Genomic DNA, 15,334 nt, shown 5'->3' with positions numbered 1-15,334 from the left:
AGAGATAGTCCATACCAGTGTAGCAGTATGACCCGCCAGCACTTTCACTTTTGTAGTGTTTAAAGTGGTGTCGGTAACAGTCACCCATGTTGGTTTACCCACCACAGACCAGGTACCTTTAGCACCATATTCAGTCGGCTTGTTAGCGGCCATGGTGAAGATGGAGTCGTTACAATGTAACTGATCAATGTTTGCTTTAGCAACAGCCGGTACATCATAGTTAGTCAGCAACACGGTGTCAGTAGTAGCAGCGCAGGTACCGTTAGAAATAGTCCATACCAGGGTAGCGGTATGCCCAGCCAGCACTTTCACTTTTGTAGTGTTTAAAGTGGTGTCTGTAATAGTTGCCCATATAGGTTTACCCACAACAGACCAGGTGCCTTTAGCGCCATATTCAGTTGGCTTGTTAGCGGCCATGGTGAAGATAGAGTCGTTACAATGTAACTGATCAATGTTTGCTTTCGCCACCGCCGGAACGTCGTAGTTAGTCAACAACACGGTGTCAGTAGTAGCAGCGCAGGTACCGTTGGAGATGGTCCATACCAGTGTAGCAGTATGCCCAGCGAGTACTTTAACTTTTGTAGTGTTTAAAGTGGTGTCAGTAACAGTTACCCATGTTGGTTTACCTACGACAGACCAGGTGCCTTTAGCACCATATTCAGTTGGCTTGTTAGCGGCCATGGTGAAGATAGAGTCATTACAATGTTTCTGATCACTGTTGGCATTTGCAACAGCCGGTACATCGTAGTTGGTCAGCAACACGGTATCCGTAGTCGCAGCGCAGGTACCGTTAGAGATAGTCCATACCAGTGTAGCAGTATGACCGGCCAGCACTTTCACTTTTGTAGTATTTAAAGTGGTGTCGGTAACAGTTGCCCATATTGGTTTCCCTACTACAGACCAGGTACCTTTAGCGCCATATTCAGTCGGTTGGTTAGCCGCCATAGTAAAGATGGAATCATTACAATGTAACTGATCAATGTTCGCTTTAGCCACCGCCGGTACATCGTAGTTGGTCAGCAACACGGTATCCGTAGTGGCAGCGCAGGTACCGTTAGAGATGGTCCATACCAGTGTAGCAGTATGCCCCGCCAGTACTTTAACCTTTGTGGTATTTAAGGTGGTATCAGTAATAGTTACCCATGTAGGTTTGCCTATCGCAGACCAGGTACCTTTAGCGCCATATTCAGTCGGCTTGTTGGCAGCCATGGTGAAGATGGAGTCATTACAATGTTTCTGATCACTGTTGGCATTTGCAACAGCAGGAACATCGTAGTTGGTCAGCAGCACGGTGTCGGTAGTAGCAGCGCAGGTACCGTTAGAGATGGTCCATACCATTGTAGCGGTATGGCCAGCGAGTACTTTAACTTTTGTGGTGTTCAGGGTAGTGTCTGTAACAGTTACCCATGTTGGTTTACCTACTACAGACCAGGTGCCTTTAGCTCCATATTCAGTAGGCTTGTTAGCCGCCATGGTGAAGATAGAGTCGTTGCAATGTAACTGATCCACGTTTGCTTTCGCAACAGCCGGAACATCATAGTTAGTCAGCAGCACGGTGTCGGTAGTAGCAGTGCAGGTACCGTTAGAGATGGTCCATACCATTGTAGCGGTATGGCCAGCGAGTACTTTAACTTTTGTGGTGTTCAGGGTAGTGTCTGTAACAGTTACCCATGTTGGTTTACCAACGACAGACCAGGTGCCTTTAGCGCCATATTCAGTCGGCTGGTTAGCCGCCATAGTAAAGATGGAATCATTACAATGTAACTGATCAATGTTCGCTTTTGCCACCGCCGGAACATCGTAGTTGGTCAGCAGCACGGTGTCGGTAGTAGCAGCGCAGGTACCGTTAGAGATGGTCCATACCATTGTAGCGGTATGGCCAGCGAGTACTTTAACTTTTGTGGTGTTCAGGGTAGTGTCTGTAACAGTTACCCATGTAGGTTTACCAACGACAGACCAGGTGCCTTTAGCGCCATATTCAGTCGGTTGGTTAGCCGCCATAGTAAAGATGGAATCATTACAATGTACCTGATCAATGTTCGCTTTCGCTGCTGTTGGAACATCGTAGTTGGTCAGTAACACCGTATCCGTAGTAGCAGCGCAGGTACCGTTGGAAATGGTCCATACCATTGTAGCAGTATGACCCGCCAGTACTTTCACTTTTGTAGTGTTTAAAGTGGTGTCTGTAATGGTCACCCATGTTGGTTTACCTACCACTGACCAGGTGCCTTTAGCGCCGTATTCAGTCGGTTGGTTAGCCGCCATAGTAAAGATGGAATCATTACAATGTAACTGATCAATGTTCGCTTTAGCTACTGCGGGAACATCGTAGTTAGTCAACAACACGGTGTCGGTCGTAGCGGCACAAGTACCGTTAGAGATGGTCCATACCATTGTAGCGGTATGGCCAGCCAGTACTTTAACTTTTGTGGTGTTTAAAGTGGTGTCTGTAATAGTCACCCATGTAGGTTTACCAACTACAGACCAGGTGCCTTTAGCGCCAAATTCAGTAGGCTGGTTAGCCGCCATAGTAAAGATGGAATCATTACAATGTAACTGATCAATGTTCGCTTTCGCAATAGACGGAACATCGTAGTTAGTCAGTAACACGGTGTCGGTAGTTGCCGCACAGGTACCGTTAGAGATGGTCCATACCATTGTAGCGGTATGACCAGCCAGTACTTTAACCTTCGTTGTGTTCAGGGTAGTGTCAGTAATAGTTACCCATGTAGGTTTACCTACTACTGACCAGGTACCTTTAGCGCCAAATTCAGTAGGCTGATTAGCCGCCATGGTGAAGATAGAGTCGTTGCAATGTATCTGATTCACATTTGCTTTCGCCACCGCCGGAACATCGTAGTTAGTCAGCAGTACAGTATCTGTAGTTGCCGCACAGGTACCATTGGAGATGGTCCATACCATTGTAGCGGTATGACCAGCCAGTACTTTCACTTTTGTGGTGTTCAGGGTAGTGTCAGTAACAGTTACCCATGTAGGTTTACCAACCACAGACCATGTGCCTTTAGCGCCATATTCAGTCGGTTGGTTTGCCGCCATAGTGAAGATGGAGTCGTTACAATGTAACTGATCAATGTTCGCTTTTGCTACTGCTGGAACATCGTAGTTGGTCAGCAACACGGTGTCAGTGGTTGCTGCACAGGTACCATTGGAGATGGTCCATACCATTTTAGCGGTATGTCCAGCGAGTACTTTAACTTTTGTAGTATTTAAAGTGGTGTCTGTAATAGTCACCCATGTAGGTTTACCTACTACAGACCAGGTGCCTTTAGCGCCAAATTCAGTAGGCTGGTTAGCCGCCATGGTGAAGATGGAGTCATTACAATGTAACTGATCGATGTTCGCTTTCGCAATAGCCGGAACATCGTAGTTAGTCAGCAGCACGGTATCGGTAGTTGCAGCACAAGTACCATTAGAGATGGTCCATACCATTGTAGCAGTATGACCCGCCAGTACTTTAACTTTTGTAGTGTTTAAAGTGGTGTCTGTAATAGTCACCCATGTAGGTTTACCAACTACAGACCAGGTGCCTTTAGCGCCAAATTCAGTAGGCTGGTTAGCCGCCATGGTGAAGATGGAGTCGTTACAATGTATCTGATTCACATTTGCTTTTGCCACTGCAGGAACATCGTAGTTTGTCAGCAGCACGGTGTCGGTAGTTGCTGCACAAGTACCGTTGGAGATAGTCCATACCATTGTAGCGGTATGACCCGCGAGTACTTTCACTTTTGTGGTGTTCAGGGTAGTGTCTGTAACAGTTACCCATGTAGGTTTACCTACCACAGACCAGGTGCCTTTAGCGCCATATTCAGTCGGCTTGTTAGCGGCCATGGTGAAGATGGAGTCGTTACAATGTAACTGATCCACGTTTGCTTTCGCAACAGCAGGAACATCGTAGTTGGTCAGCAGCACGGTGTCAGTAGTAGCGGCACAGGTACCATTGGAGATCGTCCATACCATTGTAGCGGTATGACCAGCGAGTACTTTAACTTTTGTAGTGTTCAGGGTGGTGTCCGTAATGGTCGTCCATGTAGGCTTACCAACTACAGACCAGGTACCTTTAGCGCCATATTCAGTCGGCTGGTTTGCCGCCATGGTGAAGATGGAGTCGTTACAATGTATCTGATTCACATTTGCTTTCGCCACTGCAGGAACATCGTAGTTAGTCAGCAGTACCGTATCGGTAGTTGCCGCACAAGCACCGTTAGAGATGGTCCATACCATTGTAGCAGTATGCCCCGCGAGTACTTTAACCTTTGTAGTATTTAAAGTGGTGTCTGTAACAGTTACCCATGTTGGTTTACCTACTACTGACCAGGTGCCTTTAGCGCCATATTCAGTCGGTTGATTTGCCGCCATAGTAAAGATGGAATCATTACAATGTAACTGATCAATGTTCGCTTTTGCAACAGCAGGAACATCGTAGTTAGTCAACAACACGGTGTCGGTMGTAGCGGCACAAGTACCATTAGAGATGGTCCATACCATTGTAGCAGTATGCCCCGCCAGTACTTTAACTTTTGTGGTGTTCAGGGTAGTGTCTGTAACAGTTACCCATGTAGGTTTACCTACTACTGACCAGGTACCTTTAGCTCCATATTCAGTCGGCTGGTTAGCCGCCATAGTAAAGATGGAGTCGTTACAATGTATCTGATTCACGTTTGCTTTCGCAACAGCCGGTACATCATAGTTAGTCAGCAGCACGGTGTCGGTAGTGGCAGCGCAGGTACCGTTAGAGATGGTCCATACCAGTGTAGCAGTATGCCCCGCCAGTACTTTAACCTTTGTAGTATTTAAAGTGGTGTCTGTAACAGTTACCCATGTAGGTTTACCTACTACTGACCAGGTGCCTTTTGCCCCATATTCAGTCGGTTGGTTAGCTGCCATAGTAAAGATCGAATCATTACAATGTACCTGATCAATGTTAGCTTTTGCCGCCGCCGGTACATCGTAGTTGGTTAGCAACACGGTGTCGGTAGTAGCAGCGCAGGTACCGTTAGAGATAGTCCATACCATTGTAGCGGTATGCCCCGCGAGTACTTTAACCTTTGTAGTGTTTAAAGTGGTGTCTGTAATGGTCGCCCATGTAGGTTTACCTACTACTGACCAGGTGCCTTTAGCGCCAAATTCAGTCGGTTGGTTTGCCGCCATAGTAAAGATGGAATCATTACAATGTAACTGATCAATGTTCGCTTTCGCCACCGCAGGAACATCATAGTTGGTCAGCAGCACAGTGTCGGTAGTCGCCGCACAAGTACCGTTAGAAATGGTCCATACCATTGTAGCAGTATGCCCCGCGAGTACTTTAACTTTTGTAGTGCTTAAAGTAGTATCGGTGATAGTCGCCCATGTTGGTTTACCAACGACAGACCAGGTGCCTTTAGCACCATATTCAGTCGGCTGGTTAGCGGCCATGGTGAAGATGGAGTCGTTACAATGTAACTGATCAATGTTCGCTTTCGCCACCGCCGGTACATCATAGTTAGTCAGCAACACAGTGTCGGTAGTTGCCGCACAAGTGCCGTTGGAGATGGTCCATACCATTGTAGCAGTATGCCCCRCGAGTACTTTAACTTTTGTAGTGCTTAAAGTAGTATCGGTGATAGTCGCCCATGTTGGTTTACCTACCACTGACCAGGTACCTTTGGCACCATACTCAGTCGGCTGGTTAGCAGCCATAGTAAAGATGGAATCATTACAATGTAACTGATCAATGTTCGCTTTCGCCACTGCAGGAACATCATAGTTGGTCAGCAGCACGGTGTCGGTAGTAGCGGCACAGGTTCCGTTAGAGATGGTCCATACCAGTGTAGCAGTATGCCCGGCGAGTACTTTAACTTTTGTGGTGTTCAGGGTAGTGTCTGTAATAGTCGCCCATGTTGGTTTCCCTACCACTGACCAGGTACCTTTGGCCCCATACTCAGTCGGTTTATTAGCCGCCATGGTGAAGATAGAGTCATTACAATGTAACTGATCAATGTTCGCTTTAGCTACTGCGGGAACATCGTAGTTAGTCAACAACACGGTGTCGGTAGTAGCGGCACAAGTACCATTGGAGATGGTCCAAACCATTGTAGCGGTATGTCCCGCCAGTACTTTAACTTTTGTAGTATTTAAAGTGGTGTCTGTAATAATCGCCCATGTTGGTTTACCTACTACTGACCAGGTCCCTTTAGMGCCATATTCAGTCGGCTGGTTAGCGGCCATGTTGAAGATAGAGTCGTTACAATGTATCTGATCAATGTTCGCTTTCGCAACAGCCGGTACATCATAGTTGGTCAGCAGCACGGTATCGGTAGTAGCAGCGCAGGTTCCGTTAGAGATAGTCCATACCATTGTAGCGGTATGCCCGGCGAGTACTTTAACTTTTGTAGTGTTTAAAGTGGTGTCTGTAATGGTCGCCCATGTTGGTTTACCTACTACAGACCAGGTTCCTTTAGCGCCATATTCAGTCGGCTGGTTAGCCGCCATAGTAAAGATGGAATCATTACAATGTATCTGATCAATGTTCGCTTTCGCTACTGCCGGTACATCGTAGTTGGTCAGCAGCACGGTGTCGGTAGTAGCGGCACAAGTACCGTTAGAAATGGTCCATACCATTGTAGCGGTATGCCCGGCGAGTACTTTAACTTTTGTAGTGTTTAAAGTGGTGTCTGTAATAGTTGCCCATGTTGGTTTACCCACCACAGCCCAGGTGCCTTTAGCGCCATATTCAGTCGGCTGGTTAGCAGCCATGGTAAAGATGGAATCATTACAATGTAACTGATCATTGTTCGCTTTCGCCACCGCCGGTACATCATAGTTGGTCAACAGTACAGTGTCGGTAGTAGCAGCACAGGTACCGTTAGTGATGGTCCATACTAATGTAGCAGTATGTCCAGCCAATACTTTAACCTTGGTAGTATTTAAAGTAGTATCGGTGATGGTCGCCCATGTTGGTTTACCTACCACTGTCCATGCGCCATATGCACCATATTCAGTCGGCTTGTTAGCCGTCATGTAGAAGATAGAATCATTACAATGTTTCTGATCTGTACCGGCAGTCGCTGCTACTGGTTTTTTGAAGTTGGTAATAAACATGGTATCCGTTGTTGTTAAACAAGGACCATTCGTAATTGTCCAAAACAAAGTAGCGGTATCACCAATATTTACTTTTACAGTAGCATTAGGCAGGGTAGGGTTGGTGATAATTGCATTTGAATTCCAGGTAGTCCACAAACCATTAACACCAGGTACTCCTGTTGCGTTACCATTTAACTGGAAGTCAGTAGCACGTTCACATGCCCGTTGATCCACATTTGCATTTGCTTTATTCGGTTGAGCAAATACTTTTACTGTCACAGAAGCACAGGCAGTACTGGCACAAGGGCCGGTGCTTGGTGCCATCACAAAGTAAGTAGTGGTAGCGGTAACATTATTAAAGGTAACAACAGAGCTGTCTGCATTGGAAGAAGCAGGGTAAACACGTTTGCTGCCTGGATCGCCAGGGCATGCACCGGTATACCATTTCCAGGTGGCTGCTTTACCAGTAGAGTCTTTTCCGAGCGAACCGCCAACAACAGTTAATGTAGTACTACCGCTTACGCATATACTATCTACAGATGCAGTTACACTTGCAGGAGCTTTAGACGGTTCTTCCACAGATAATGAGAAGTAGACCGTTGTATTACATCCATTCAATGAATCTTCTTTCGCAGAAAGTACAAAATCATAATTGCCGGCAGGCGTTCCTGCAGGCAGTGGTACCGTAAAGGAACCTGTCGGAGTTGTAACAGGCCACACACCAGTTATTTTTGTAAAGCCCGGCATCTTTCTGGTAGCTAATGCGGCGGGGTTCACATCCAATACATAGTTCAGGATAGTTCCTGTTTGACTATTATAGGATACTGTAAATGTGGTGGCGGTATTACATACCGGTGCGGCAGTTACTTTAACGGTAGGAGGGTTCTTAACCGTCAACTTGATGATACTGGAAGTAGCACCAGCACATACACCGTTGGAAATGCTCCAGACGAGTTGCACTGTCTTAGGACGGGTAGCACCAAGAATAGTAGCGATCGCATTGTATGCTGTGTCGTAATTCAACGAAACATCCGCAGCGGTTGTACCTGCTCCTAATGTCCATTTACCTTTTTCGCCAACGCCTGGTTTGGTAGCATTCAGCTGGAAAGTAGTGGTACCACATTGTACGGAATCTCTACCAGCATTGCTTGGTGTAAGCGGTTTGGTATTGATCAGTGTAACTCTGTTGGTATCAGTACAGGCAGCCAGCGCTTTATTGGTAATCACCCAGAAGAGATGAACGGTATCTCCGGGTTGTACGCCTGTAACGGTGGTTTGCGGGTTAGTGGTATTGGTGATCACCTCCAGTTTATGAGCGCCATCAAACATCCAGGTACCCTGCTGATCTGCCGGAGGTGTACTTCTCTTAATAGTGAAGTCCGGTATATTACATTGTCTGTAGATGGTGTCCGCATCTGCATTTGGTACAGATCTGACGTTGACAGATACCGTATCGTAGGCATTACAGGTATGATTATTCAGTGCAATCGTATATTGCTGCGTACCTACGGCTGGGGGTGTATGGTTTAACGATACATCGCTCAGGTTACCGATATTGGTACCATTATATTGCCATCTCCAGGAGATACTATCTGCCGGAGCACCCGCGTGGGTTTGAGTGAGATTGATTGTTTTACCCAGACAGATATCGGTTGGTGTGGCCGTCATGTCGATGGTCGGCTTCAGATCCACAATCACATTGGCATAACCGGTGTCTCTACATTGCCTGGGCGATTTTGTGACACTATTCCATCCATAGTCTGCAATACCGATAGCAGCAAAGGTGGTATTGACCAAAGGATACGCAGTCATCTTAGGCCCCTTGATAATGGGCAGCGTTTGCCATTCATAGGTGCTGTATCCTCCGTTGGCCGTTAATATCACGGAATCACCTATACATATCCTGCCTGAGGAAATAGTTACTTTCGGTTTCGGGAGTACGGAAATTTTTGTATATAAAGATGGAGAGGCACAGTTGCTGGGGTTATCCTTTTCTAGGATGTTTACCCGGAAGTAATAATCCACAATCTGATTGGGATCTCCTTTCAGTGTTCCTACCGGAAAAGTAAGTACATCTGTGTTAATGCCTGTAACGCCGGCTGGAAAAACAGAAACGGCGGGCCAGTTGAGTGTATCTTTGGTGAATTGCCACTGGTAAGTAGGATTGGTAAAATAATCCAGCGGGCTATATACTGCTTTAATAGTAACAGGGGCTCCCTCACACAACGAATCCGCCCTTAAAGGCGGCTTTGCTTGTCCATCAATAAATGAATAGATATAAGGACTACAATATTTGAAACTGATATCATCAATGGCGATGTCATTACCGCAATCCCCCAGTTTGTCATTTAGAATGCTCAGGGTTACGTTAGTTACATTCGCCGGTGTTTTAAATGCGCCTCCATATTCCTGCCAGGTGGGTGCATCCAGGTTCATGGATACATCATAGGTTTTAAATCTGGCAAGCACTGTTCCGGTAGCATCATCTGTGATCTGGAAGGTAACACCTGCATAGTGGTATCCATCCGCGTTACCGGATGCACAGGTAGAGTTAAATACCTCCTTACTATTGACGTTCATAAACCAGGCACTGAAATTATACATAGAGCCTGGACATACCGGAACAGCTTTTTTAACAAAGAATGTTTTTTTCTCAACAGCTGAGTTAGCGAGCAACATGCCGCCTACTCTGGCAGGGTTTGTATTCGGTGTGTGATCGTAAGCTTTCACCCATTCTGATCGGATCTGCGTGTGCCAGAAAACAGTGTAACTATTATCCGCAAAGTTAGGGTTGCTGCCACTACCATTGGTATAAGTAACATAGTTGTATCCGGTAGGACTTGGAGGCACGCTGGAGTTGCTGACACTATTAGCAGCACCTGTCGGAAACGTACCAAAGTTTTCCAGGAAATCGCCCACACCTGTATTTTGGCCCAGGCAGGTGGCCATCGAGCAATCCTTTACATATATACTTTTAGAAACGGTGGTTTTGACTCCATTGACATACCCGACGGCCTTGATAGTATATTGTCCTTTATCAAGGAATTGTATCGTCAGCGCATTCTTGTTACTAGGTGCCTCCGGCTTCTGACCAAGCAATTTAGGGCTCAGATCAGGATTCCGCTGGCTGGCGTATAGGATATTATAGCTCCCTCCTGTAATGGTCCAATCCACTGAATCAGGGACTTTGCTGTCTTTCCAGAAGAACACATTCGTACTGGCAAAGCTCTTCCAGCAAGCGGAATCGGGGAGGTTCATAAACCAATCCCCGGTAGAAGGGTTTTGCCTTGCACTCGCCTGCTTATTCAGCAGGACAAGCCCCAGTAGGAGGAATAAAAAGGTTAATAGTCGTTTCATAGGTGCAAGCAGTTAAGTAAAAAAAGTATCAGGTCTGGTAGTCGGTTTTCTACTCAGTCCTATTGTTCCTCAACTCTTTACATCGATAGAAATAACCGGCGAGGGATTTCCGGTCCATGTTGGGTAATGTGTAAAATGATTTCATAGGCGTCAGGTGTTTATACATGGTATGGCTAAAATATATAATTAAATTAAGATTAAAATTATAAATAATATAGAGAAATAAAAAAAGTGTTATTATTTATAATATGATTAAGCACGAGATAAGTTGGAAAGAGTGTCAGCGGAAAATTGATAGTCAATCGCTTGTGGAGGGGTAAAAAAATATTAATAAGTTATCCACATTCCGGATGGGCGTTTAATTATTTGCACAAGACTGTGCTTTATTGAATTATTTTCTTACCTTTGCAGACCAAATTTGATGTAAGATGCCCAAAGTAAAGACACATTCCCGTGCCAAGAAAACGTTCAAGGTTGGTGGGAACGGACAGATTAAGCGGTTCATGGCCTTCAAAAGCCACTTACTGACTAAAAAATCTACGAAAAGAAAACGTAGCTTAAGAGGTAGTACGCTGGTTCACGAAGCAAATCTTAACCTGGTTAAGAGAATGCTCGGAATGCGCTAGTATCTGTCAAAAGAATCGAATTTTATAACCTGAGAAAAAACAAAGCAAATGCCTCGTTCAGTTAATGCCGTAGCTTCAAGAGCCCGGAGAAAAAGGATCTTAAAGCAAGCCAAAGGCTTCTACGGTAAAAGAAAAAATGTTTACACAGTAGCGAAGAACGTTCTTGAGAAAGGACTTACTTACAGCTATGTTGGTCGTAAATTAAAGAAAAGAAACTACCGCCAGCTGTGGATCGCCCGTATCAACGCTGCTGTTAGAGCAGAAGGGTTGACCTATTCTGTGTTTATGAACAAATTAGCTGGTAAAAACATCGACCTGAACAGAAAAGTTCTGGCTGATCTGGCTATGAATGAACCAGAAACTTTCAAAACACTGGTAGCTTCTGTAAAGTAAGACTTACCTGATAGTAAATACCCGATAGCTGACATCCCACAAGATGTCAGCTATTTTGTTTTTAGGAAAGATGCCCAACAAAGCGGAGCCACTCCCGCTCATCGTGGCATATACCGCTCCCGCTGCATATAATTGCCCCTTTATTTTTGCCAGCGCCGGATGTGCTTCAAACACCGGACCTTCAAAATCATTGGTAATCCTGTTTTTCCACTCCGCCACCGGTAATTGTATGACGTCACTTAAGCCATAAGCAGGGGCTTTAGGTGTTAACTGTTTAAAAGCCCAGCCAGTATTCACATGAATACCCGGATGTACTAACAGGAATGAATATCCGGAAAGGTCCAGCGTAATAGGGGTCATTATTTCACCCCGACCAGTAGCAAAACAGGGCTTGTTGATAATAAAAAACGGGCAATCACTTCCCAGTTGCGCCGCATAGTCTACCAGCGCCGCTTCCGTTAGCCCCAGCTGAAATTTCTGATTGATTAATTGCAGCATGAAAGCTGCATCAGCAGAACCACCGCCCAAACCGGCACCTATCGGTATATGTTTATGCAGATGAATGTTTAAAGGTTGTACCTGTGGAAAGTCCTGCTGCAACAAATGAAATGCTTTCAGACAAAGATTATCGTTTGCATTGCCAGGTACCGCAATACCGCTGCTTTCAAATTGCAACTCACGGTGTGTAATGGCTTCCAGCGCATCACAAACAGGCAGGGGGTAAAAAACAGTTTCCAGGTCATGAAAACCATCCGGGCGCTTATTGGTAATATGTAAGCCCAGGTTTATTTTACAATTGGGAAATACAATCATGTAACATTCATTGCATAGCAAAACAACAGCTACAGTCTTCAACTGCCGGCTGCATTGATTTTACTGAAAAGAAATTATTTGCTTTTGCGGCTGTTAATCTCATCGCGTATGGCGATGGCACGGATATAATCTTCCTGTTCCAATACTTCCTGTAACAGTGTTGTTAACTCCTCTACATTCATCGCTTTCAGGTCATCCTCTGCACCTTTTTCATGCTCTGAAATGGTAGGGGTTACCGGTTTGTTACTCTTCTTACCGGCAGGATCATCCAGTAAGATACCTGCACTGTTGAGAATATTCTCAAAGGTGTAAATAGGGCAGCCAAAACGAACAGCGAGGGCTAATGCATCAGATGTACGGGAATCTATCTCGATGGTTTCATCGTTATTGGAACAGATAAGCTTGGAATAAAAAATGCCTTCCTGTAAATTACTGATGACCACCTCTTGTAATTCTACATTAAAGGCGTTCATGAAGTTCTTCATCAGGTCATGTGTTAAAGGCCGGCTGGGTTGCATTTTCTCAAGAGCCACTGCAATCGCCTGCGCTTCAAAGCCACCAATCACAATAGGTAAACGGCGTAATCCATTTACTTCTCCCAGTACCACGGCATATGAATGAGTCTGCGTAATGCTGTGCGATAAAGCAACTATTTCCAGTTCTATTTTTCTCATATCTGTCTTGCGTTGTCGCTGAATAGTTTGTAAGACCGTGAAGTTAGAAAAATATTCCTTATCTAAAAAAAAGATATAATGATAAATGTCTAATATACAAATTACGAATTAAGAATTACGAATTACGGGATCAACACGATCTTAAAGTTCGAACCCGTAATTCGTAATTCTTAATTCGTAATTGACGGTCTTATCCTTCTTTAAATTTCTTCACTGCTTTTGTGAGCGCAGGCACTACTTCAAATGCATCACCCACAATACCATAATCTGCTGCTTTAAAGAAAGGCGCTTCCGGATCCTTATTGATCACTACAATCACCTTACTACCATTTACACCTGCCAGGTGCTGTATAGCACCGGAAATGCCAATAGCGATGTACAGATTGGGCCTTACGGTTAAGCCGGTCTGACCCACATGTTCATGGTGTGGACGCCATCCTGCATCTGCAACCGGACGGGAGCTCGCTGTTGCTGCACCCAGGGCTTTCGCCAGATCTTCCAGTATCCCCCAGTTCTCAGGTCCTTTCAGTCCGCGGCCGCCGCTGACAATGATTTCAGCTTCCGTTAACGGAATATCCCCACTTACGGTTTCTGTTTTTACCACCTTTACTTTAAAGTCCGCATCGCTGATAGCAGGCGTGAAAGCCTCTACAGTGGCAGATGCAGTACCCGGAGCTACAGGGAAGGTATTGGGTATAATAGCAATTACCTTGATATCAGATGTAATATTGATGTTGGCAAATGCCTTGCCGGAGAACACATTTTTCTTTACCACAAAGCCATTGCTGGTATCCGGATAGGAGATAGCTCCCGATACCAGACMCGCTTTGAGCTTAGCGGCCACTCTTGGCGCCACTGCTTTACCATCAAAATTATGAGGGAAGATGATCACCTTGCTGCCCTCTTTGCCTGCCGCTTCTGCAATAATCTTCGTGTATACAATACTTTCTACTTCATGTAAGCGGGCATCTGCAGCGTGTAATACCTTTTGTGCACCATAATTTCCCAGTACAGCCAGCTCATTGGCATCAACAGGGCCCAGCACCAGTGCTGTTGCTGTTGTACCCAGTTGCTCCGCTACTTTAGCGCCGTATTGGATGGCTTCCAGCGCCGCTTTCTTGATTTTACCCTGTGCCTGATCGGCAAATATTAATATAGACATGAATAATTTAATTAGTAGTTGAGAGATAGTTTACCCTTAGATCACTTTTGCTTCTTCATGCAGTAACTTCACCAGTTCTTCCACATTATCAGGACTGATGAGCTTAACGCCGGCTTTAGCCGGTGGCAGTTCAAAGCCTACTATGGTAGTAAGACTATCTGCAGCAACAGGTTCTACTACAGTCAATGGTTTGGTTCTCGCAGCCATGATGCCGCGCATATTAGGGATACGGGCTTCTGCCATTCCTTTCTGGCAGGATACTACTACCGGAAGTGATACTTCACATACTTCTTCACCGCCCTCAATTTCCCTGTTCACCGTAGCTACGGTACCATTCAGATCGAATTTAGCTGCAATGGATACATAGGGCAGTTCCAGCAGTTCAGCCACCATGCCACCTATGCCGGATCCGTTATAATCGATGGTTTCTTTACCGGTAAAAATAATATCGTATTGTTTGTCCCGGGCATGTGCCGCGATCTGGGACGCAATGTAATAACTGTCAGCACTATCTGCATTTACACGGAAAGCCTCATCGCCACCCAGTGCCAGGGCTTTGCGGATAACAGGATCACAATCTGCAGCTCCTACCGTAATAAGATGCACATCTGCCCCTATGGTTTCTTTCAGCTCCAGCGCCCTCACTAATGCATACCATTCGTCGTACGGATTAATAATAAACTGTACACCAGCCTCATTGAATTTCGTGTTATTGTCCGTGAAAGCTATTTTTGCAGTCGTGTCCGGAGTTTTGCTGATACATACTAAAATCTTCATGGCCTTAAACTGTTTTATTTAAAAATGCGGTAATAGCAAATATATCTAAATAATGTACGCCAACCGCAGGGAGAGAAGATGATTTTAATCAGCATAACAATTGACATATTGTATAATTAAATAATAACAAACGGCATGGACAGAATCGCACAAATAAAGCAGTTACTGTTGGCAACACCCAACGACAGCTTTCTGAAACACGCACTGGGACTGGAATATATTAAGATCAACGACGACGCGGCGGCGCGGCAGCAGTTTGAAGAACTGCTGGCATATGAGCCTGGCTACGTAGGCTCCTATTATCATCTGGGTAAGTTGCTGGAACGTGCAGGCGACAATACCGCTGCGATGAAGGTGTACGAAACAGGAATGGCCATGGCCAAAGCCGGCAACGAAAGGCATGCTTATAACGAATTACAGTCCGCCTACGAAGAACTGGCCTATTGATATTT

At 45.4% G+C, this 15,334-nt stretch carries 8 protein-coding genes; 3 read left to right on the top strand and 5 right to left on the bottom strand.

What is annotated here, in order from left to right; genetic code table 11:
- On the bottom strand, positions 1-10,437 hold a 10,437-nt coding region (locus AC1DCV_RS35290), incomplete at its 3' end, for an immunoglobulin domain-containing protein (protein WP_477027595.1).
- 428 nt (positions 10,438-10,865) lie between these two features.
- On the opposite strand from AC1DCV_RS35290, the gene rpmI reads away from it, so the two are divergent.
- Positions 10,866-11,063, top strand: coding sequence for a 50S ribosomal protein L35 (gene rpmI, locus AC1DCV_RS35285; protein ID WP_079471802.1), 198 nt, complete (start codon positions 10,866-10,868; stop codon positions 11,061-11,063).
- Between the two features lie 48 nt (positions 11,064-11,111).
- Positions 11,112-11,456 carry a 50S ribosomal protein L20 gene (gene rplT, locus AC1DCV_RS35280; protein ID WP_106531095.1) on the top strand — a complete coding sequence of 115 codons (345 nt, stop codon included), beginning with the start codon at positions 11,112-11,114 and terminating at the stop codon, positions 11,454-11,456.
- A gap of 3 nt (positions 11,457-11,459) precedes the next feature.
- Here the strand turns inward: rplT and ispE are convergent, their stop codons facing one another.
- From ispE to AC1DCV_RS35260, 4 genes are all read right to left on the bottom strand, one after another.
- Positions 11,460-12,269 carry a 4-(cytidine 5'-diphospho)-2-C-methyl-D-erythritol kinase gene (gene ispE / locus AC1DCV_RS35275; protein ID WP_477027594.1) on the bottom strand — a complete coding sequence of 270 codons (810 nt, stop codon included), beginning with the start codon at positions 12,267-12,269 and terminating at the stop codon, positions 11,460-11,462.
- Positions 12,270-12,343: 74 nt separating this feature from the next.
- Positions 12,344-12,943, bottom strand: coding sequence for a bifunctional nuclease family protein (locus tag AC1DCV_RS35270; protein WP_441578415.1), 600 nt, complete (start codon positions 12,941-12,943; stop codon positions 12,344-12,346).
- A gap of 190 nt (positions 12,944-13,133) precedes the next feature.
- Positions 13,134-14,105 carry an electron transfer flavoprotein subunit alpha/FixB family protein gene (locus tag AC1DCV_RS35265; RefSeq protein ID WP_477027593.1) on the bottom strand — a complete coding sequence of 324 codons (972 nt, stop codon included), beginning with the start codon at positions 14,103-14,105 and terminating at the stop codon, positions 13,134-13,136.
- A 36-nt stretch (positions 14,106-14,141) separates the two neighbouring features.
- Positions 14,142-14,882, bottom strand: coding sequence for an electron transfer flavoprotein subunit beta/FixA family protein (locus AC1DCV_RS35260; RefSeq protein WP_477027592.1), 741 nt, complete (start codon positions 14,880-14,882; stop codon positions 14,142-14,144).
- 135 nt (positions 14,883-15,017) lie between these two features.
- Here AC1DCV_RS35260 and AC1DCV_RS35255 point away from each other — a divergent pair, with 135 nt between their 5' ends.
- Positions 15,018-15,329, top strand: coding sequence for a tetratricopeptide repeat protein (locus AC1DCV_RS35255; protein ID WP_133809813.1), 312 nt, complete (start codon positions 15,018-15,020; stop codon positions 15,327-15,329).
- Positions 15,330-15,334 lie beyond the last annotated feature (5 nt).

The sequence above is a fragment of the Chitinophaga sp. 10T418 genome (assembly GCF_056394125.1).
This window is presented reverse-complemented; position numbering and strand designations above follow the sequence as displayed.